The following is a 20,253-nucleotide window of genomic DNA, read 5'->3' as shown; positions in this document are numbered from 1 at the left end:
TAAAAAATTAATAAAATGATTAAAATGAATGTCGGAATAATAGGTGGTAGTGACGGTTTGGGAAAAACCCTGGTCTATTATTTCAGGGATGATTTTAACATATATATCTCTGGAAGAGACCATAAAAAAGGAAAATCAGTAGCAGATGAACTTGAAGTCAATTACATAGAATCAAATGCGGGATTGGCCAATATAAGCGATATTTTAATCGTTTCAGTTCCGATTGAACATACATCCGAGGTCATTCGTGAAGTAGCACCGTTTATGAAAAGCGGTTCTGTGATGATTGACGTGACTTCAATCAAGGAAGAACCTTTAAAAACCATGGCAGAAGTGCTGCCTGACACAGTTGAATATATTCCATCACACCCTGTTTTCGGTCCTCGCACAACCGTTCTTGACAATCAGATTATTGTTCTGACTCCTGACAAGAAGGGCGAATGGTATCCTAAGGTTTACAATTACCTTAAGAGAAAAAATATGCAGATTATTGAAACCACCGCCGAAAAGCATGATTACATGATGAGTATCGTACAGGTTCTAACCCATTTTTCATTCATTTCAACCGCCTCTGCAATTGAAAAACTGAAAGTGGACATTTCAGAAACAGAGGATTATGAAAGTCCAATCTACAATCTGATGATCGATATGATTGCCCGTATAGTATCCCAAAATCCTTATCTGACATACAACATCCAAGCCAGAAACAACAACGGCCCTAAAATCAGAAACACTTTTACTGAAGCCGCAGCAGAACTGAGGGATGTAATCAACAACAATGATGAGGACAGATTTGTTGAAATTGCCATCAACGCTACAAAAAATATGGGCGACATTACAAACGCATTGGGTAGAAGTGACAAGGCAATCGGCGCTTTGAATTACGAATTCATTTATCTGAATCAAAATATCGGCCAGGAAGTCGGAGTGAAACACATTTATTCAGGAAAGATCCATGTAGGAATCCTGGAGAGCGTGGATAAAAAGACCGCAGTATTGAAAACCGGAAATAAAACCCAAAAACTTAGGTTGGCCAACATCAGGATTTTGATTCCTGAGGAACTCCATCGATGGAAAATTGAGAATTTGAAGACAAAAACAGAATCCATAAGCTGCATATTTCCTAAAAACGTGAATGTTGAAATCATCAGGGAAACTGTGATGAACATCGAAAACATAATTGAAATTCACCTCACAGATGCCTATAACGGCCCCCAGATTTCAGACGAGTTCATAAGTCTGACTTTTGAAGTTACCGGACTTGCCAAGGAAGATATTGAAAAGGTGAAAAACCTGTTCACAGGTTTCGGCGGACAGATAAGATAAATGTTTCAATATATGCGAACAAATATTAAACTTTCTAAAAGTAATTAAATTTTTATTTAAGCCACACCATCTTATTTTTTATTATTTTTAATTTTAAAGAAAAATATTACATTATTAAAATAAAAATATATAACCATTGCAATTTTTAGACTAAATAAAAAAATTTAAAAAGGATTTTAAAAAAGTTAAAAACCGAAACATTTATATAGTAAAACATACACAGATATGTTTGTCAATAAAGTTACAAAAAGTAACAAAAAGATTTTGACACATTACAATTACATGATTACAGCCATAAAAGGAGATGATAAGATGGCAGAAAATGAAATCACACTAAAAGTTGCAGAAGCCATTTCACAAAAAGACGTTGGCCAGGGAGTGGCAAGGCTTGACCCTAACGTCATGGATGATTTAGGTATCCACGAAAGAGATTTGATTGAAATCATAGGTGAAAGAAAAACTGCAGCAATCGCTCTTCCTTCCCAAACCGACATCGGCCTTGGAGTAATAAGAATCGATGGGCTAGTTCGTAAAAACTCCGGAGCAACAATCGGAGGGGAAGTCATAATCAAAAAAACCAAAGCAATCGAAGCTAAAAAAGTTGTTTTGGCACCAATTGAAAATAACATTCGTGTACAGGGAGATGTGCGCGGACTTTTCGCCGGAAAAGTAATGGTTCAAGGAGACATCATCGGATCACAAATCAGAGCTCCAAGACCAAGTATGGGCAGAGGATTCAACAGCATCTTTGATGAACTGATGGACTTTACACCGGCAATGACAGAAATCAAATTTGCAGTCGTGTCAACCAATCCGAAAGACATCGTGATAGTCGGACCGAATACCGAAGTACAGCTTCACGAAACCCCGGTTGACGTAAGCAAAATCGAAGGTGTCGGAAACCTCGTTGATGTAAGCTACGAAGATATCGGAGGCCTGAAAGAGGAAGTTAAAAAAGTAAGAGAAATGATTGAAATTCCTCTCAAAAGACCAGAACTTTTCGAAAAACTGGGAATCGCACCTCCAAAAGGAGTATTGATGCACGGGCCACCAGGTACCGGTAAAACATTACTGGCAAAAGCGGTAGCCAGTGAAAGTGATGCCCATTTCATTGCAATCAATGGGCCTGAAATCATGAGCAAATATGTCGGAGGATCCGAAGAAAACCTTAGGGAATACTTCGAAGAAGCTGAAGAAAACTCACCTTCAATCATATTTATAGATGAACTTGATGCTATTGCACCAAAAAGAGAAGAAACCAATGGAGAAGTTGAAAGAAGAACCGTTGCACAGCTTCTTACATTGATGGACGGTCTAAAATCCCGTGGCCAAGTGGTCGTTATCGGTGCAACCAACAGACCTGATTCACTTGACCCGGCACTCAGAAGACCTGGAAGATTTGACCGTGAAATAGAAATCGGAGTTCCAGACTCAGATGAAAGAAAAGAAGTGCTTGAAATCCACACAAGAAACATGCCTCTTGCAGATGACGTCGATTTGGATAAAATCGCAAATACCACCCACGGGTGCGTAGGTGCCGATCTCGAATCATTATGTAAGGAAGCAGCTATGAGAGTTGTCAGAAGAATCCTTCCTGAAATCAAAAACGACGAAGAGATTCCAAAAGAGGTAATGGAAAAAATAGTGGTAACAGGAGCTGACTTTAAGGAAGCACAAAAAGAAATCCAACCTTCCGCACTAAGAGAAGTGCTGGTACAAATCCCAGACATCAAATGGGACGATGTTGGCGGACTTGAAGACGTAAAACAGGAACTTAAAGAAGCAGTAGAATGGCCTTTAAAACATCCTGAAACATTCCAACGCCTAGGAATCAGACCTCCAAAAGGAACCCTCCTTTACGGAGTTCCTGGAACCGGTAAGACCCTGCTTGCAAAAGCTGTGGCTAGCGAAAGTGAAGCAAACTTCATTTCCGTTAAAGGACCTGAACTTCTATCAAAATGGGTTGGAGAATCCGAAAAAGGAGTCCGTGAAGTATTTAGAAAAGCCAAACAGGCAGCACCGACAGTGATCTTTTTCGATGAAATCGATGCAATAGCCAGCGCACGTAGCGGATCTGACACTGACAGTGGAGTTACAAAAAGAGTTGTAAACCAATTATTAACAGAAATGGACGGTCTAGAAGAACTTGAAGACGTTGCAATCATTGCAGCTACAAACAGACCGGACATTCTGGATGCAGGTTTGATAAGACCTGGAAGGTTTGACAGACACATAGAAGTCAAAGAACCTGACGAAGAAGCAAGACTTGCAATCTTTGAAGTACATACAAAAGATATGCCTCTCGCAAAAGATGTCGACCTCAAAAAACTTGCCAAAAATACCGATGGATATGTCGGAGCAGACATTGAATCCATCTGCAGGGAAGCAGCAATGCTTACCTTAAGAAACGATCTTGAAGCAAAAGAAATTCCATATAAATACTTCAAAGAAGCAGTCGAAAAGGTCAAACCGAAGCAAAACCAAGAAGAACAATTAGTTCAATACATGTAAGGAAGAAACTAACTTTCTTCCTTATTTCCTCCGTTAAACTTATTATTTCTATACCATATTTAGTGGGAAGAGACGTCTTCCCACAACCTCCAAACAATAAATCAAAAAACTATTTTTTAGGTAAAATATTATCCTCATCGACCATGAAATTATGAAAAGATTGGCTTTTGTAGTTTATGAATTCAAAGCGTTTTCCACTAATGCCATATTTAGGATTGAATCCAAAGACATTAATATATTCTGACAAATCATCACGTTCCTCTTTTAGCTTTTTATAGACATTATATAATGCTTTTGTATCATCGATTGCTCTGTGGAAGTTAACCTTTTCAATGCCGTAATGGTCAACAGCATCTATTAACTTATGAGGATACTTTTTGCGGTCTTTTAGAACAGTTAATGTGTCCAACCAGTCCATTTTTTTAACCAAATCATCAGCCTCATCAGGAAAATGCCTTAAAAGTAAAAAATAGATAAAAGAAAGGTCAAACTGTGCGTTATGGGCAATCATGAGAGCATCATCCTGAAGCTGTGCCTTTAAATCGAAAGCAACCTGCTTTTCATCGAGACCTTTTTCATCCAGAGTTTCATCATCAATGCCAGTCAGTTTGGTAATTTTATAAGGCAGGCTGAAATCACATTTGACGAATTCATCATATGAATCGACGATTTTACCATCAACTACAGTAATCATTGCCAGTTCTATTATCTGGTTTCTTCGGCAGTTAAGACCGGTTGTTTCGGTATCAAAAAATATCTTTTTAATAACAACTCCTCCATTTAAAGCAGTTTATGAGGCGCATCATCCTTGTTTCTTGGATATTCATCGGTTGTCAATGGCTTACCGATTTTTTCAAGACGGTTGTCTAAAAATCTCCTTCCGTCTTCACTGGCACAGAATATAGGTACCTTAAGGCCATAATAGTACGGTTTATGTTCATCTGCATAGTCACTGACCTCTTTTGAAGCGCATGCAGTTACGATATCTCCATTTTCAAACATCATTTCAACTTCTTCAGAAGTTGCGCCTGTCGTATGGGCCACGAAGATATAGACATTGACATCATCACCTACGGGATATTCGCGAAGCTCCTTTATCATCGCAGAAGGAATTACAGTTATGGCAATATTCTTATATCCTTTTTCAACAGCAATTTTCAATCCTTCAAGCTGATTCAACTCAGCAGTTTCGCGATCCAAAACAATAGAATCCTTTTCTTCAAGTTTTTCAATCACTTCAGGAATAGGAGTTGTGCTGATAAGGCCTGATACTCTTCCCCCAACCCCCTGAACAACACGGGGATCTGTCATAATTACTGTTCCTGCACCGTCACATGCACCGACTACACAGTCAATGCTTCCGTTTTCCATGTTTGTCTTTAAAATTTCAGAAATTCCGACAGTTACAAGGTCATCCATCTCAACTACCCTTTCAGGAGTGCACATTCCAAAGTCCTTGATTCTGAAATTGATGTTTTTGCGGATAAATTCCTCATTGAGCTCATCAACCTTATGCATTGCATGAAACATTGGACAATATTTCATTTCAGATGAACCGACTTCTGTAATCTCACCGTTTTCAATAACCACTCTGACTTTTCCTAATGTTTCTATCACATGTCTGTCTTCAGCCATATAACCACCTTCAAGTAATTTTATAAAATTACAATATAAAAACATTTGTTAAAAAATTCTATATATTATTAAATTGAAATATTATTAATGATTAGTCGATATGAGGGATAAAATATATGACTCAGAAAAGTGAAGCTCAAAAAGGCAACATAACTCCCGAAATGGAATATGTTGCAAAAGAAGAAAATATAGATGTTAACAAACTGGCCAAACTTATTGACAAGGGATTGGTGGTAATTCCTAAAAATGTCAATGGCCATTCAAAGCCATGCGGTATTGGAGAAGGCCTTAAAACCAAAATCAATGCAAACATAGGTTCATCATCCAAAATTGATGATTTGGAACTTGAAATCAACAAGGCAAAGCTGGCCGCAGAATATGGTGCTGATGCACTGATGGATTTGTCAACAGGTTCTGATTTGAAATTATTCAGAAAGGAAATCATGAATGCAGTTGATTTGTGTATCGGGACAGTTCCAATCTATGAGGCCGGAGTCGTGACACTTGCAAAGGACAAGGAAATCATAGACATGGACCCTGACGACATATTCAAGGCCATTGAAAATCAGGCCAAGGAAGGAGTGGACTTCATGACACTCCACTGCGGAATAACAATGGATCTGGTTGAAAAGTTGAAAGCGGCAAACAGGATGATGGGAATTGTAAGCCGTGGAGGAACATTCATGGCATCATGGATTAATCACAACGGAGCTGAAAACCCATTATATGAAAATTATGACTATCTTTTGGAGTTATCCTATGAATATGACATTACACTGTCCTTAGGAGACGGCCTCAGGCCAGGTTGTCTGGCAGATGCAAGCGATATCCCTCAAATTCAAGAGCTTGTTAACCTTGGCGGCCTTGTCAAAAGAGCGCAGGATGCAAACGTGCAGGTAATGGTGGAAGGGCCAGGCCACATGCCTTTAAACCAAATAAAGGCCAACATGGAAATTCAAAAGACAATCTGTCATGGCGCACCGTTTTACGTTTTAGGACCGCTCGTAACAGACATCGCACCGGGCTATGACCACATCACAGGCGCCATCGGAGGAGCGATTGCGGCAGCATCAGGAGCAAACTTCCTGTGCTACGTGACCCCTGCAGAACATTTATCCCTTCCAAGTCTTGAAGACGTTAAGGAAGGAGTCATAGCATCAAAAATAGCTGCGGAAGCAGCTGACGTTGCAAAAGGTCTTGACTCAGCATGGACAAGAGAGCGTGCAATGGCAAAGGCCAGAAAGGAATTTGACTGGGAAGCGCAGTTCGACCTTGCCCTTGACAAATCAAAACCTAGAAAATACAAGGATAAATGTGAACTGGACGATAATGAGATGTGTTCAATGTGCGGAGAATACTGCGCAGTTAAAATCGCAAAAGGAGACTTCTAATGAAATATCAGGAACTGGTGGATGTCTACTCAGCACTTGAGGCAACCACAAAAAGGCTGGAAAAAACTGAAATCATTTCAGAATACCTGAAAAAACTGGATTCAGACACCATAGAAAAGGTAGGTCTTCTGATTTTGGGAGTAGTGTTCCCCGCATGGAGTTCTGAAGAAATCGGAATTGGCGGAAAACTGGTTGAAAGAGCAGTTGCAGAAGCTGTCGGAACAACACAGGCAGCCGTTGAGGATGCGGTTCGTGACGAAGGAGACATCGGTCTTGCATGCATCAAGCTATATGCCAAAAAGTCCCAGATGACATTCTTCTCACAGCCTTTAACAATCGATTTTGTCTTCAACAGCCTGAGAAAGCTGTCACAGATTTCAGGTTCAAGATCCACAAACCGTAAAATCGCAGTCATACTGGAACTTCTGAGCCAGGCAAGTGCAACTGAAGCCAAATATCTCACAAGAACAATAACAGAAGAGCTGAGAATAGGCGTCGGTGACGGAGTTGTCCGTGACGCAATAGCGCAGGCCTTCGATATTGACAAAAAGGTTGTTGAAAGGGCTCAGATGCTGACAAATGACTTTTCAGTTGTTGCAAGAACCGCGAAAGAGGAAGGTGCGGAAGGTTTGGAAAAACTAAATCTGACACCGGGAACCCCTGTAAAACCTATGCTTGCACAGCTTGCACCGCCACTGGATGAAATCATTCCAGAGATGGGCTGCGCCATATGTGAAACAAAATACGATGGAATAAGGCTGCAGGTTCACAGGAACGGTGATGAAATCAAAATATTCACCCGCAGACTAGAAAACATCACACATGCACTTCCGGAAATCGTTGAACTTTTCAACGAGCAGCTGCCTCATGAAAGCTACATCGTCGAAGGGGAAGTGATTGCTACAAGAAACGGCAAACCCCTACCTTTCCAGAATGTGCTTCACAGGGTTAGAAGGAAACACAATGTGGAAGAGGCCATGGAAAACGTGCCTTTAAAAGTATTTTTATTTGATGTGCTGTTCTATAAGGTCCCTATGATTGATGAACCACTCTCAAAAAGGCGTGAAACACTTGAAGAGATTGTGGACACATCAGTTGATGAGATGAACCTCAGTACCATGAAGGTTGGAACACCAGACAACATTGACGAGCTTCAGGAACTCTTTGAAACCTCCATTGACGGAGGCCATGAAGGAATAATGATTAAGGACTGCAAGGAACCTTATATTCCGGGACTCAGAGGTAAAAAGATGCTCAAATACAAGGCGGAACCTGAAACACTTGATATGGTCGTCATCGGAGGAACATACGGAATCGGAAAAAGAGGAGATTTCGTCGGATCATATCTTGTAGCCTTAAGGGATGAAAACGATGACTTTAAAGGTGTGGCATATGCCGCAACCGGCCTTGACGATGCAACTCTAGAATATCTGACCAAAAAAATGAAAGAACTTGAAATTTCAACCAAAGGCCGTGAAATCAAGGTAGAGCCTAAAATCGTATTGGAAATCGCATTTTCAGAAATCGTTGAATCCCCTGAATATGAAACAGGTTATTCCCTAAGGTTCCCAGTCGTCAAAAACATAAGAAAAGACAAAAGTCCAATGGATGCAGATACCGTTGAAAGGCTGCTTTCGATGTACAATACAGGAAACTAGTTAGGCAGTGATTTTACCCTGCCAATCACATGCCTTGTGAGAGGATAGACAATAATTTCATATATTGTCTTGAACAGGGCCTGTGCTACAATCATCAAAAGCAAAGCCTCCAAAGGCATTGTTCCCAAAAATCCTATTGTGATGAAAATTATCGCATCCAAACCTTCACCGAATAATGTTGAAACTATACATCTGAAAAATAACTTATCATCATCCCAGTTCTTTAAAATGACCATAACTTTTGCATTGACCAGAGAACCAACGAGATAAGCTATGAAACTCGCTACCAACAGCCTTAAAGTTGAACCTAAAACAATACTGAATGCCTGGGAGTTTTCAAAAAATACAGGAGCCGGAAGCCAGATTGTTACATTATAACATATTACTGCTATGAGATTCATTAAAAATCCCAATAAAATTACTCTTTTAGCTTTTTGATAACCGTAAACCTCAGCTAAAACATCATTTACAATATATATTACCGGAAATATTATGACACCACAGGGAAGTGTGAAAGAGAAAAAATCAAATGTTTTTCCGGCAATTATGTTTGAGATAATCAGACATGCGGTAAAAACACCTGTCAGTATGGCATCAATTCTGTTTTGGTAAGTTCAGATAACATGATGATATTATATTTTTAAAGGGATATAAATTTAACAAACCGAAATCCTATCAGCTATTTTAATTAGCGAATCCAATGAAAACTCATGGAAATTACAGATGACAAATTACTTAAAATAGCTTTAGTCACTTCATTGATAGGAATAATAGGTTTACTGATTTTTACACCTACAATTGAAGTTAAAAAAGTGGAGATAAAAGACATCAACAGAGGAATGATCGATGAAGAGGTGTCGATAGACTGTGTAGTTACGGACGTTTCATCTTCAGCATCCAAAAGCAGTTATTTTTTAACCATTAACGACGGAACCGGTCAGATGCCTCTGATAATATTTGAAAGCCAAGCGGCCGAGATTCAATCGAATAATCTTGATATTTCAGACTTCAAGGACAAAAAAGTTGAAGTGACCGGTAAAATCACGGAGTACAATTCAGATTTGGAGATGATTTTATCCAGTGGAGACGGCCTGAAAATCACAAACTAACAAATATATATTTATTGATAGAAATCAAAAATGATACTATAAAATGTATAGGAATTAATAACATGTCTGATAAAAAACGATTATTTGGTACTTTTGGTGTAAGAAGAACTGCAAATGATGTTTTAACCCCTGAGTTTGCATCAAGACTTGCTGCCTGTTACGGTACACAAATTAAAGGAACAGTTGCTGTTGGAGGAGACCCCAGAACATCTACCCCTATGTTAAAAGAAGCCGTAAAAGCAGGACTTTTATCAAGCGGCTGCGATGTTGTGGATTTAGGAATCCTGCCTACACCAGGAGTTCAGTATGCTGTTCGCAAATATTATGACGGAGGAGTGATGATTACAGCTTCACATAACCCTCCACAATATAATGGACTTAAATTTTTGGACGAATTCGGTATCGGAATACCTGATGAAATGGATTTTGCAATCGAAAAGTTATATTTCGATGAAGAACCTGACAGAGTTCCATTCAATGAAATCGGCCAAATCTACCACAATGACAAAATCATTGATGAATATGTTGACGAAGCGATTTCCAAAGTAGACGCTGAAGCGATTAGAGATGCGAAACTGAAAGTCGTTGTAGACTGCGGATGCGGAGCCGGAAGCTATACCGCACCATACCTTTTAAGGAAACTGGGCTGCGAAGTAACTACATTAAACTCACAGGCAGACGGATTTTTCCCTGGCCGTGACCCTGAACCAATTGAGGAAAACCTGCAGGAACTGATTAAAGTTGTAAAGGAACTGGGTGCAGACATAGGTCTTGCGCATGACGGTGATGCTGACAGAACAATCTGTATTGACGAGAAAGGAAACTTCGTTTTAGGCGATAAGACCTTCACTCTTGTTGAAAAACAGATGCTTAAGGAAAACGATGGAGGAATCATCGTTACAACCGTTGCAACATCCCAGGCAATTTACGATATTGCAGAAGAATATAACGGAGAAGTTATAGCTACCGCCGTTGGAGATTTGTTAGTTGCACGTAAACTCAAGGACGAAGATGGTTTATTCGGAGGTGAGGAAAACGGAGGACTTATCTTCCCTGACTTCGTTTACGGAAGGGATGCAGTAATGACCGTTGCAAAAATCCTTGAAATCCTCGCTAAAGAGAAAAAACCTTTATCCCAACTGGTATCTGAACTTCCAGTTTACTATGCCAAAAAGATGAAAATCGAATGCAGCGATGATCAAAAAGAATTTGTAATGTCCAGCATTGCAGAAGAGATTCAAAACACTACCGATTTTGAGCTGGATTTAACAGACGGTGTTAAAATTCTAAAAGACGATGGCTGGGTAATCATCAGACCATCAGGAACAGAACCAATTTTCAGATGCTTTGCAGAGTGCGACTCTCAGGAAAAAGCTGACGAGATGACTGCATGGGGAATTGGCCTTATCAAAAAATACAAAAAATAATTTTACAAAAAACCGTCACCAAATTTAGTTTAATTATATCGAATACAGATATAATTTAAACTAAACATACTTATTAAAATATAATTTAATGCATCCTATTTTTAAAATAAAAAAAGTAAACTGAAAAATAATAAAAAATAAATAAGGCCATCTACATTAAAAATTAAAAGTTTTCCAAACATTCCTCTTTTAAGAAAAATGCATCCTCATTATCGGGATTTTTAAGAAGAACCCTGTTAAAGCTATCAACAGCCTCTTCAAATTTGCCCAATTCCATCAGGACAACACCTTTGTTCAATAAAAAGTCAATGTTATTTTTTTCAAGAGAAATTGCCTTATTAAAACAGTCAAGAGCTTCATCAAACTTACCCAAATCAATATAGGCATTACCCATACGATTTATTGCATTGGCATCCATTTCAGAATCATCAAGACACACTTCTACAGCCTTGTCAAAAGACTGAATAGCTTCTTCAAGCTTTCCCATATCAGTCAGCAGGTTTCCCCGAGCATTCCAAACCTCGGGATTTTCACCGTCAAGGACAATCAGCTTGTCATAAACCCTTAATGCCGCATCATACCTACCAAGCATTTCCAGGATAAATCCTCTCCAGTACAAAACAATAGGACTGCTCGGCCTATAATTGTATGCAATTGTGCTTGACTTGTATGCCTCCTCAATCCTTCCGGCATTGAGAAGCGCTATTGCCTTGTTGTTTAGGATGTATTCATTGTCGGGTTCTATCTCCAAAGCCTTGTCATAACAGTCAATGGCCTCATCAAACTGACCCAACCTTGAAAGGTTGTCTCCCTGCTTGTTCAGCAGATAAATATCATCAGGATCAATTCTCAAAGCAGCATCATAACACATTGTGGATTTGTCAAACTTACCGCTGTCAAAAAGAATATCTGCCCTTTTGGTAATCATGGCCTTTTCATCTATCTTATCACCTTTCCAGTCATCAATGTGGAGTTTTTCAAAATAGATTATCTGAAATTCATCGTCATCGTTAATCTGGCCACCATACATTTTTTTAAATTCCCTTAACATATCATAAGAGTCTTTAAAACCTTCCATTCTTGCCAGTTCATCATTGTCCTTAATCTCTTCAAATGAAATGTTTTCCACGTCTGTAACCAACGCTTCAAAAATTTTCATTTTTTCTTTCGAAACCAAATTCCAATAACAATAAAGTCTATCTCCAACTTTTAGAGGATTCTTCCATGCTTTACGAATTGTCCTGGTTTTTTTACCAGTGATTACATCTATATCATTACTTGAAAATGACAGAATTGGCATTTTATTCCTCCAAATTATTCAATGACCTGTTCACCAAATTCACCGGATTTGACTTTTACCTGACCGCTGAAATACGGTTTAACTTCACGGGCCAAAGCCACCAAATCATGAGGATTCGGCACTTCAACCTTTTCCAAAGCTGGATCAAGAACATTTTTATTTCTAAACTGCTGAATGGTATAAATATCAGCTTCTATTTCATCAGCTAAATTAATAATGTCTTTTTTTGTGTGTAATGAGGGAACATAAGTAGTTCTAACTTCCAAATGAACATTATCAAATTCATTAATAAGCTCCATGGATTTCTTAACCTGAAATCCAACATTTGAACCTGTAATTTTTCTATATTTTGAAAATACTGTTTTAACGTCAAGTGATACAAAATCCAAAAGATTTAAATCCAATAATTTTTTAATTCTATCAGGATAAATTCCACTTGTGTCTAGTTTTGTTTTAAGTCCTATCTCTCTGACGTATGAAAATATCTCGATTAGTGCATCTAACTGGAGTAAAGGTTCGCCTCCGGAAATAACCACTGCATCTAAAAAATCAAAAGAAGTGTCAATTTCATGTTTGACCTCTTCAAATGACTTTTCGGTTTTATCATCTAATAGTTCCGCATTGTGACAGTATCTGCATGTTAAAGGGCATCCAGACATGAAAATAACCAAAGACATATTTCCATGAAATTCAACTGAAGAAATTACAGATCCTCCAATATACATTAGTTTAAAACCTCATTTAAAATTTCTATAAACTTTTCATCTTCCTCAAGAGTACAAATGCTGATTCGTATCCAATATTCATCAAGACCTTTAAAAGAGGTACAGTCCCTTACGATTATTCCTTTTTTCATGAGTTCATGAGCCAATTCACTAGCTGTAAATCCTGTATCCTTCACGTTGATTAACATGAAATTGGATTTGGAAGGAAATACTTTTAAAGAATCTATTTTAGAGACTTCATCATACAGATATTGTCTTGATTCAATTCCTTTTCTTATGGATTCGGCAATGTAGTCCTTATCCCTGAATGTATTGAGAGCAGCCACAAAGGACAGTCTTGTTAGAGAAAATACAGGTTTGATTCTGTGCATGTACTCGATAATCTCTTCACATGCAAGACCATATCCGATTCTCATTCCCGCAAGACCCAATACCTTGGACAGTGTGCGTATGATAAATATATTGTCATATTCATCAATAAGGTCCTTGTTTGTAACTTCTGAGTATTCAAAGTAAGCTTCATCTATAACTATTAATATTTCAGGGTTTTTAGCTGCAATATCTGCTAAAACTTCCTTTTTGATTAATGTTCCTGTAGGATTGTTCGGACTGCACAGGAATATCATTTTTGTTTTGGGAGTGATTGCTTCAAATATTGAATCTGCGTCCAGTTCGTTTTTATCCAAATCCCATCTTGCATAAACCGGTTTGGCACCGTACTGCTGGAGCAGATATTCATAGTACATGTATGACGGCAGAGGGACAATGAATTCGTCCCCTTCATCAATGAATGTTTTTGCAAGCACATCTATGATTTCATCGGCACCATCTCCTCCGACAATAACCTGATTGTCTTTTACTCCGGAATAAAGAGCCATTTCATGAACCAGTTCCTTCAGCTGGGATTCAGGATATCTGTTGATTGATTTCAATTCATTTTTAATTGCTTCAACTGCCTTTGGAGACGGCCCCCAAGGGTTTTCGTTGGAACCTAACTTTATGATTTCATCTTTATTTAAGTTAAACTCCTCTGCAATTTCATCCTGAGACCTTCCAGGAACATATGAATCCATTTCATCTACTATCTTTCTTGCTTTCATTATTAGTCTTCCTTGTATTGTTTGGAAAGTTTAACATAATTGTCGGCGTTTTCCTGGATATGTTGAATCTGTTCATCGCTAAGCTGCTTTACTGCGCGGGCCGGAACTCCCAGTATCAGACTACCTTCAGGAAATTCCTTGCCTTCACTTACAACTGCACCCGCACCAACGATTGAATTTTTGGATATATGTGCGCCGTTTAAAACTGTCGCATTCATTCCGATAAGAACATTGTCATCCAATTTGCAGCCGTGAACGACCGCCCCATGACCAATTGATACATTGTCTCCTACGATTACCGGAAATCCTTTGGTGCAATGTACTACGCAGTTGTCCTGGACATTGGACCTGTTTCCTATAGTGATGGAATCAGTATCCCCCCTTACAACAGCGCCGTGCCAGATGGACACATCACTGCCAAGTTCAACATCACCAATTACCTGTGCGCCTGGGCATATTACAATAGAGTCTTTGTTATTTTCCATAATATCGCCGTTTTATTCTTTTTTCAATTTCTTGTCTTGAATAATATGATTCTGTTTTACCAATACTCTTGTATCGGAGGGTACATCATCATACAACAAAACCCCTGAACCTATAGTAGCATTATGGCCAACCTTCACACCCGGTGAAAAGCTGGAGTTGATTCCTGTTTTAACTGAATCCCCGATGATTGATCCTAACTTTCTTCTTCCGCTGTCAATCATGGCATCCTTGATTTTGGTTTTGACTGACTTGTTGTCAAAACGCAGGTTTGCAATGTTAGTTCCTGCAGCAATATTGCAGTTGGACCCGATTACTGAATCCCCAACATAACTCAGGTGACTGACATTGGTATTTTCCATAACGATTGAATTTTTGATTTCAACAGCATTTCCAACGGAAACATGGTCACCGAAGTAGGAATTGCCTCTGATATAGGAATTAGGACCAATATCACAGTTTTTACCTATGTAAACATTACCTTCAATGTACACTCCGGAACGTATGATACTTCCTTCATCCAAAAATACTTCACCATGGATGTGAACGCCGTCCTCAATAGTTCCTTTGATTTCTGTTTTTAATTTACCGATAAGTTCCTCATTTACTTCAATTAGCTCCCAAGGACGGCCGACATCAATCCAGTCCTTGTTGGTCTTATGACCTATGACCTTTTTGCCATCCTCGATTTGTAATGTCAGTGAATCTGTAATCTCAAATTCTCCACGTTCAGAAATTTTAGTCTTTGCTATTTTAGAAAAGATATCCTTGTTGAATATGTAAATACCGGTATTGACCAGGTTACTTGGCTCTTCACCTTTTTTAGGTTTTTCAACAATGTTTTTGACGTTACCATCCTCAATTTCCACAACACCAAAAGCTGAAGGATTCTCAACTTCAGTCAAAACCATAAGTGTGTCAGGTTTGATGTCATCGTATTTTTTGATGATTTCATTTATGATTTCGTTATCGAGAATGATATCTCCATTAAGAACAATCATACTGTCTTCAATGAAGTCTTCACCGTATGAAATAGCATTGGCAGTACCCAGGAAATCCTTTTGTGTCTTGTATGAAATGTTAACGCCGAATTCACTGCCGTCTCCAAAGTATTCCTTAACCATTTCCTCTTTATAACGAACGATTAATAATATCTCTGTAATCCCATTATCCCTCAATGATTCTATATTGTATTGAATAATAGGCTTTCCAGCTACCGGCAGCATGGTTTTTGGCTTTGTTAGTGTTAACGGCCTCATTCTAGAACCTTCGCCGGCACTCAATATAATTGCTTTCACTTTGTCTATCCCCATAAAAATTATTTAATAATATTATATGTTTTATTCATTATCTTTAAAATAATTTTTCTTAAATCAAATGACTAATTATAAATATAAATGAAAATATACTATAATTATATTAGCTATGCTAATAGCAAAACACAATAAAGGAGATAAAAAAATGACTGTATATGTTTGTTTACACTGTGAATACAGATTTGATACTGAAAAAGGTGACCCTGCATACAACATTCCTGCTGGAAAAACTCCTGCAGACATGCCAGATGACTGGGTTTGCCCAGAATGCGCTGCTTTAGGTATCGACGCATTTATCGTAGAAGAAGAATAAACAATCTTCTTCTATCTTTTAATTTTTTTAACCACCGACAAAACCATCAAAAAATATTGATTATTGAAAAAACGTTATTCATATTTTCAGATATTTTAAAAAAAGAAGTTTGAAGATAAGAATATCTTCATAAGTTTTCATTGATTATTTTCACACATACATCCTTAATCCCTTCAGCCCTTTCAGCGTCACGGGATTCCAGTGTGATTCTGATATAGTCCTCAGTTCCGGACGGCCTTACCAGTACCCAGCTGTCATCTTCAAATGTCAATCTTACACCATCAATTGAGTTAATATCCTTAACATCATCAAATGCGCCTTTAAGCAGTTCTTCCATGTTTTCCATGACTTTGACTTTAGCCTCTTTTGAGCAGGTAATCTTTTCACGGATGTTTGGATAGGATGGAATTTCAGAAAGAAGCTCTGAGAGTTTTCCCTTGTTGGATACCAGTTCCGCCATTCTTAAACCGGACAATATTCCGTCAGGACACATGCAGAAGTCCGGATGCAGCCATGTACCTGAAGGCTCTCCTCCGAATGCCGCATTTTTCTCGATGATGACTTCAGCCACATTAACGTCTCCGACCGGAGTTCTGAAAACCCGGCCGTTTACAGACTCATCCATACATAAACCTGCATCAACGGTTGTCACTACATCTCCGTCGAATTCTTTTGAAATCAATGCTAAAAGTGAGTCAAACGGTGAAATATTTCCGTTTTCATCAACAGTTATCATCCTGTCAGCATCACCGTCATGAGCTATTCCAAGATCTGCCCCAATAGCTACAACAGTTTTCATAAGATTTTGAAGGTTTTCAGCATTTGGTTCAGGGTTTCTTCCAGGGAAAAATCCATCAGGCTGTGAATTTAAAGTGGTGACTTCGCATCCTGCTTTTCTAAATACTAAAGGTGATATTTCGCTTCCCGCTCCTGATGCACAGTCAACAACTACTTTTAGACCCGGCTTGATGTCAACCATATTTACCAAATCATCAACGTATCGTCCTTTGATTTCCTCATTGACACTTAAAGAACCGATTTTGTCCCATGATACTGAAATGTAGGATTTTTCAGCATAGATTTTTTCTATTTCCGCTTCCTGAGCCGAAGTGTAAGCCATTCCATTTTTATTCCATAGCTTTATTCCATTATATGGAGAAGGATTATGTGAAGCTGTAAGCATTATTCCAGCATCGGCATCAAGTTTTTCGGTAGCATAACCAACTAACGGAGTTGGAACCATTCCTATTTTAACAACATTAACTCCGCTTTCAAGGAGTCCTGCACATATTGCCTGATCAAGCATTTTATTTGTTGTCCTTGTATCATAACCTATTACAACAGTACCTTCATTACCCAAATAGTATGCAAGGGATTTACCGACATTCAATGCCAGTTCACATGTCACTTCAGAACCAATCAGGCCCCTTATACCGGATGTTCCGAACAGTTTTTTAGCTACCATCAAATCACCTATGCTCCGAATTTATGTGCATAATTCATTAAGTCCATCATTATGTTCATTACATCTGATCCTCTGATTCTGTTTAATCCTCCTTTTGCACATGCTCTTTCTGAGAATTCTGTGACATCATCAGTTCTTACTTCAGGACCTCTAATCAGTACAGGAACAGGATCTCCTGAGTGGTTTTTGACTGAAATAGGAGTTGAGTGATCAGCTGTTAAATAAATATAAACATCTTCAAGTTTTATAAGTTCGCTCATGACGACCTCATCGACTTTTTCGATGAATTCCTTTTTCTCCATTGTCTGGCCGTCATGGCCTGCTTCGTCAGCACCGTCAATGTTGATTAGGAAAAAGTCATGGTCTGAGTTTTTGACCTGGTCAATGATTGTATCACGGATATTGTCGAGATTAGTGTCGATTCCGCCAGTAACATCTTCCATTTCAATGATATCCATTCCTGCAAATCTTCCGATACCCATAATAAGACCTGTTTCTGCAATGCAGGCAGAGTTTACTTCATATTTGTCATTCAATGATTCGACAACAGGCACTTCTCCTGCTCCACGAGGGATTACGATATTTGCTGGTGGAAGACCTTCTTCAATTCTTTTGAGATTTACAGGATGGTCTTTTACCATTTCATAGGTTTTGACAACAAGTTTATTCAATATGTCAGCAGTTTTTGCAGCTTCAGGAGTGTCATCCAAAGCTTTTACTTCTTTTGGTTTGTTTCCTTCAACCTTAGGATCAGCATCACTTACTTTACCTGAAAGGCCTTCACCTCTTAAGACCAGTACTGCTCTGTGACCGGTAGATTCTTTGAATATGATTTTAACGTCAGGATAGTCTTCGAGAACCATAGTGTTCAATACGTCCACTATTTCTTTGGTTCCTTCCTTGATTCTTCCTGCACGTCTGTCTGTTACGATTAAATCTTCATCTGCTGTTGAGAAGTTGCATCTGAATGCAATGTCTCCAGGCAGAACGTCTACTCCCACACCATTAGCTTCAAAAGGACCTCTTCCTGTGTATACTTCATAAGGATCATATCCTAAAATAGACAGGTGTGCGGTGTCACTTCCAGGGATGATTCCCGGAGCAATTGAATCCATAATACCAGTAATTCCTTCAGCCGCCATCTTATCCATATTTGGAGTATTTGCAGCTTCCAGAGGGGTTTTATTTCCTAGTTCTTTAATAGGACGGTCACCCATACCATCCATAATTAAAATAAGACCTTTCATAAATATCACCTAATAAATTATACTATTATAATTATATAATCTTAATAGTTAAATAATTTTTTTAAAAAAATAGATTAAAAATAAAAAAATAAATAAATTTTAAGTTAATTCATTTTTTAAGAGATTTGATTTCTTCTTTTAACAAAGCGATCTCCTCATCTTTTTCAGCAATGACATTATCCTTCTCAGCAATAGCACTATCCTTCTCAGCAATAGCACTGCCCATCTCAGATATAATTTTTTTGTCCTTTTGTATCTGATCTTGTGCATCTAAAAGTCTTTTTCTAGTCCTTTGATACAATGGCATTTCTTCAATCATGTTTTCACTCACGGCTTTGGTTATCATGGTCAACAACTCCCTTGTCTTATCCATATTATCTCTAAAATGAAATTTAATCATAGTTTTCAAACTTATAAATAACACCAACTGATGTTCAAAACTGATATTTTCAATTGAGACAAATAAGTTAACGCAAGACTCAATCACATCTTTTGCAAAATCTTCTTTTGCAAAGATTATGCAATAGTTTAAGGTCATGAAATCCATTTCAGACACTTGAGAGATAATATAATTTTTTTCATTTAATATATTTAAAAATTTGTAAATTCTTTTTTTATCAAAAAGTATAAAATGTATCAAAAATGGGTGTCCATCAACATAATATATCCTTTCTGTAGCTCCATGGTCGATATTTGTTATGACAAATGAATAGCAAGGCCGTTTAAATTTCCCAATTAAAAAAATAGCATAGAAAAACATGTCTTCTATTTTTGATAAAGACAACTTTCGAGCTTGATGTTCCATATTTGTTATAGCAGCATATTTTACATTTTTCCCATCAGGAATTATAGATTCAACCAAATCCATCTGTAAACTTTTACCATCTTTTGTAAATACATTTGTACTTTCCATTTGCTTAAATATTCCCGGCAAATCAAGAAATTCATGATTCAGTTGAGGATACTCCTCACCTATGAACCTAAAAAGAAAATCATATGGTTTGGTATTTATTTCCTCTTTAATTAACTCCTCCACAACCTCCCCGACATATTCAGGTTTTTTAGAATTTTCAACATAATTCGAATTGTATTTCTTCAAATCCAATTCCTCCTAAAAATTTGGTAATATTCTAAAGTCATTCAAGTAACAAATCTGGTGACAGACATTTTTAGGAGAATTTTAATTATTCCCAAATGACTTTAAAATCACAATAAATATTTTAAATTTAATTATATATAAATATAAC

At 37.9% G+C, this 20,253-nt stretch carries 18 protein-coding genes; 7 read left to right on the top strand and 11 right to left on the bottom strand.

Annotated features, from left to right (window positions below):
- Positions 1-15: 15 nt before the first annotated feature.
- Both ACKI2P_RS00580 and ACKI2P_RS00575 read left to right on the top strand, forming a co-directional pair.
- Positions 16-1,326: a prephenate dehydrogenase gene (locus ACKI2P_RS00580; RefSeq protein ID WP_407374227.1), complete on the top strand. Its 1,311-nt coding sequence runs from the start codon at positions 16-18 to the stop codon at positions 1,324-1,326.
- Positions 1,327-1,638: 312 nt separating this feature from the next.
- Positions 1,639-3,837: a CDC48 family AAA ATPase gene (locus ACKI2P_RS00575; protein ID WP_407374266.1), complete on the top strand. Its 2,199-nt coding sequence runs from the start codon at positions 1,639-1,641 to the stop codon at positions 3,835-3,837.
- Between the two features lie 109 nt (positions 3,838-3,946).
- Here the strand turns inward: ACKI2P_RS00575 and ACKI2P_RS00570 are convergent, their stop codons facing one another.
- A complete protein-coding gene (locus tag ACKI2P_RS00570; RefSeq protein ID WP_407374264.1) occupies positions 3,947-4,594 on the bottom strand; it encodes a PolC-type DNA polymerase III in 648 nt (215 codons plus the stop codon).
- 23 nt (positions 4,595-4,617) lie between these two features.
- Entirely contained in the window at positions 4,618-5,472 is an 855-nt protein-coding gene (locus tag ACKI2P_RS00565) for a methanogenesis marker 8 protein (protein ID WP_407374225.1), read from the bottom strand.
- Between the two features lie 116 nt (positions 5,473-5,588).
- Between ACKI2P_RS00565 and thiC the strand changes: the two genes are divergently transcribed.
- Both thiC and ACKI2P_RS00555 read left to right on the top strand, forming a co-directional pair.
- The gene (gene thiC, locus ACKI2P_RS00560; protein WP_407374223.1) at positions 5,589-6,863 is read left to right on the top strand and encodes a phosphomethylpyrimidine synthase; all 1,275 of its coding nucleotides are present in this window, start codon (positions 5,589-5,591) and stop codon (positions 6,861-6,863) included.
- The gene (locus ACKI2P_RS00555; RefSeq protein ID WP_407374221.1) at positions 6,863-8,521 is read left to right on the top strand and encodes an ATP-dependent DNA ligase; all 1,659 of its coding nucleotides are present in this window, start codon (positions 6,863-6,865) and stop codon (positions 8,519-8,521) included. The genes thiC and ACKI2P_RS00555 overlap by 1 nt, the downstream gene beginning before the upstream one ends.
- Here ACKI2P_RS00555 and ACKI2P_RS00550 read toward each other — a convergent pair.
- On the bottom strand, positions 8,518-9,066 hold the full coding sequence (locus tag ACKI2P_RS00550; protein WP_407374263.1) for a queuosine precursor transporter: 549 nt from the start codon (positions 9,064-9,066) through the stop codon (positions 8,518-8,520). The two genes, ACKI2P_RS00555 and ACKI2P_RS00550, sit on opposite strands and share 4 nt — an antisense overlap.
- A gap of 165 nt (positions 9,067-9,231) precedes the next feature.
- On the opposite strand from ACKI2P_RS00550, the gene ACKI2P_RS00545 reads away from it, so the two are divergent.
- Complete coding sequence (locus ACKI2P_RS00545; RefSeq protein ID WP_407374219.1) at positions 9,232-9,630, top strand: OB-fold nucleic acid binding domain-containing protein; 399 nt, start codon at positions 9,232-9,234, stop codon at positions 9,628-9,630.
- Between the two features lie 62 nt (positions 9,631-9,692).
- Positions 9,693-11,057 (top strand): phosphoglucosamine mutase, encoded by a 1,365-nt coding sequence (gene glmM, locus ACKI2P_RS00540; RefSeq protein WP_407374217.1) that lies wholly within the window; start codon positions 9,693-9,695, stop codon positions 11,055-11,057.
- Positions 11,058-11,220: 163 nt separating this feature from the next.
- On the opposite strand, the gene ACKI2P_RS00535 is transcribed toward glmM (ACKI2P_RS00540), so the two are convergent.
- Genes ACKI2P_RS00535 through glmU form a run of 5 tightly spaced genes read right to left on the bottom strand, consistent with a single transcriptional unit; the run spans position 11,221 to position 15,978 of the window.
- A complete protein-coding gene (locus ACKI2P_RS00535; protein ID WP_407374215.1) occupies positions 11,221-12,357 on the bottom strand; it encodes a tetratricopeptide repeat protein in 1,137 nt (378 codons plus the stop codon).
- A gap of 14 nt (positions 12,358-12,371) precedes the next feature.
- Positions 12,372-13,082 carry an anaerobic ribonucleoside-triphosphate reductase activating protein gene (locus tag ACKI2P_RS00530; RefSeq protein ID WP_407374214.1) on the bottom strand — a complete coding sequence of 237 codons (711 nt, stop codon included), beginning with the start codon at positions 13,080-13,082 and terminating at the stop codon, positions 12,372-12,374.
- Entirely contained in the window at positions 13,082-14,182 is a 1,101-nt protein-coding gene (hisC, locus tag ACKI2P_RS00525; RefSeq protein ID WP_407374212.1) for a histidinol-phosphate transaminase, read from the bottom strand. The genes ACKI2P_RS00530 and hisC overlap by 1 nt, the downstream gene beginning before the upstream one ends.
- 2 nt (positions 14,183-14,184) lie before the next feature.
- Positions 14,185-14,667: a gamma carbonic anhydrase family protein gene (locus ACKI2P_RS00520; protein ID WP_407374210.1), complete on the bottom strand. Its 483-nt coding sequence runs from the start codon at positions 14,665-14,667 to the stop codon at positions 14,185-14,187.
- Between the two features lie 12 nt (positions 14,668-14,679).
- Positions 14,680-15,978, bottom strand: coding sequence for a bifunctional sugar-1-phosphate nucleotidylyltransferase/acetyltransferase (gene glmU / locus ACKI2P_RS00515; RefSeq protein ID WP_407374208.1), 1,299 nt, complete (start codon positions 15,976-15,978; stop codon positions 14,680-14,682).
- 148 nt (positions 15,979-16,126) lie between these two features.
- Between glmU and ACKI2P_RS00510 the strand changes: the two genes are divergently transcribed.
- Complete coding sequence (locus tag ACKI2P_RS00510; protein WP_407374206.1) at positions 16,127-16,294, top strand: rubredoxin; 168 nt, start codon at positions 16,127-16,129, stop codon at positions 16,292-16,294.
- A 127-nt stretch (positions 16,295-16,421) separates the two neighbouring features.
- Here the strand turns inward: ACKI2P_RS00510 and glmM (ACKI2P_RS00505) are convergent, their stop codons facing one another.
- The 3 genes from glmM (ACKI2P_RS00505) to ACKI2P_RS00495 form a co-directional block, all read right to left on the bottom strand.
- Positions 16,422-17,759, bottom strand: a complete 1,338-nt coding sequence (glmM, locus tag ACKI2P_RS00505) for a phosphoglucosamine mutase (RefSeq protein WP_407374205.1) — start codon at positions 17,757-17,759, stop codon at positions 16,422-16,424.
- Between the two features lie 8 nt (positions 17,760-17,767).
- Entirely contained in the window at positions 17,768-19,006 is a 1,239-nt protein-coding gene (locus tag ACKI2P_RS00500) for a 2,3-bisphosphoglycerate-independent phosphoglycerate mutase (RefSeq protein ID WP_407374203.1), read from the bottom strand.
- A 109-nt stretch (positions 19,007-19,115) separates the two neighbouring features.
- Positions 19,116-20,105, bottom strand: a complete 990-nt coding sequence (locus tag ACKI2P_RS00495; RefSeq protein WP_407374201.1) for a hypothetical protein — start codon at positions 20,103-20,105, stop codon at positions 19,116-19,118.
- Positions 20,106-20,253: the final 148 nt, after the last annotated feature.

Source organism: Methanobrevibacter sp., from assembly GCF_045541095.1.
Lineage (GTDB): Archaea > Methanobacteriota > Methanobacteria > Methanobacteriales > Methanobacteriaceae > Methanocatella.
Note: the sequence above shows the minus strand (reverse complement) of the source record. Positions and strands in the feature narration are given on the sequence as shown.

Excerpts from the sequence above, each read along its gene's own strand:
- ACKI2P_RS00580 (WP_407374227.1), top strand. The coding sequence starts at position 16 with ATGATTAAAATGAATGTCGGAATAATAGGTGGTAGTGACGGTTTGGGA.
- ACKI2P_RS00575 (WP_407374266.1), top strand. The coding sequence starts at position 1,639 with ATGGCAGAAAATGAAATCACACTAAAAGTTGCAGAAGCCATTTCACAA.
- ACKI2P_RS00565 (WP_407374225.1), bottom strand. The coding sequence starts at position 5,472 with ATGGCTGAAGACAGACATGTGATAGAAACATTAGGAAAAGTCAGAGTG.
- thiC (WP_407374223.1), top strand. The coding sequence starts at position 5,589 with ATGACTCAGAAAAGTGAAGCTCAAAAAGGCAACATAACTCCCGAAATG.
- ACKI2P_RS00555 (WP_407374221.1), top strand. The coding sequence starts at position 6,863 with ATGAAATATCAGGAACTGGTGGATGTCTACTCAGCACTTGAGGCAACC.
- ACKI2P_RS00545 (WP_407374219.1), top strand. The coding sequence starts at position 9,232 with ATGGAAATTACAGATGACAAATTACTTAAAATAGCTTTAGTCACTTCA.
- glmM (WP_407374217.1), top strand. The coding sequence starts at position 9,693 with ATGTCTGATAAAAAACGATTATTTGGTACTTTTGGTGTAAGAAGAACT.
- ACKI2P_RS00535 (WP_407374215.1), bottom strand. The coding sequence starts at position 12,357 with ATGCCAATTCTGTCATTTTCAAGTAATGATATAGATGTAATCACTGGT.
- ACKI2P_RS00530 (WP_407374214.1), bottom strand. The coding sequence starts at position 13,082 with ATGTATATTGGAGGATCTGTAATTTCTTCAGTTGAATTTCATGGAAAT.
- hisC (WP_407374212.1), bottom strand. The coding sequence starts at position 14,182 with ATGAAAGCAAGAAAGATAGTAGATGAAATGGATTCATATGTTCCTGGA.
- ACKI2P_RS00520 (WP_407374210.1), bottom strand. The coding sequence starts at position 14,667 with ATGGAAAATAACAAAGACTCTATTGTAATATGCCCAGGCGCACAGGTA.
- glmU (WP_407374208.1), bottom strand. The coding sequence starts at position 15,978 with ATGGGGATAGACAAAGTGAAAGCAATTATATTGAGTGCCGGCGAAGGT.
- ACKI2P_RS00510 (WP_407374206.1), top strand. The coding sequence starts at position 16,127 with ATGACTGTATATGTTTGTTTACACTGTGAATACAGATTTGATACTGAA.
- glmM (WP_407374205.1), bottom strand. The coding sequence starts at position 17,759 with ATGGTAGCTAAAAAACTGTTCGGAACATCCGGTATAAGGGGCCTGATT.
- ACKI2P_RS00500 (WP_407374203.1), bottom strand. The coding sequence starts at position 19,006 with ATGAAAGGTCTTATTTTAATTATGGATGGTATGGGTGACCGTCCTATT.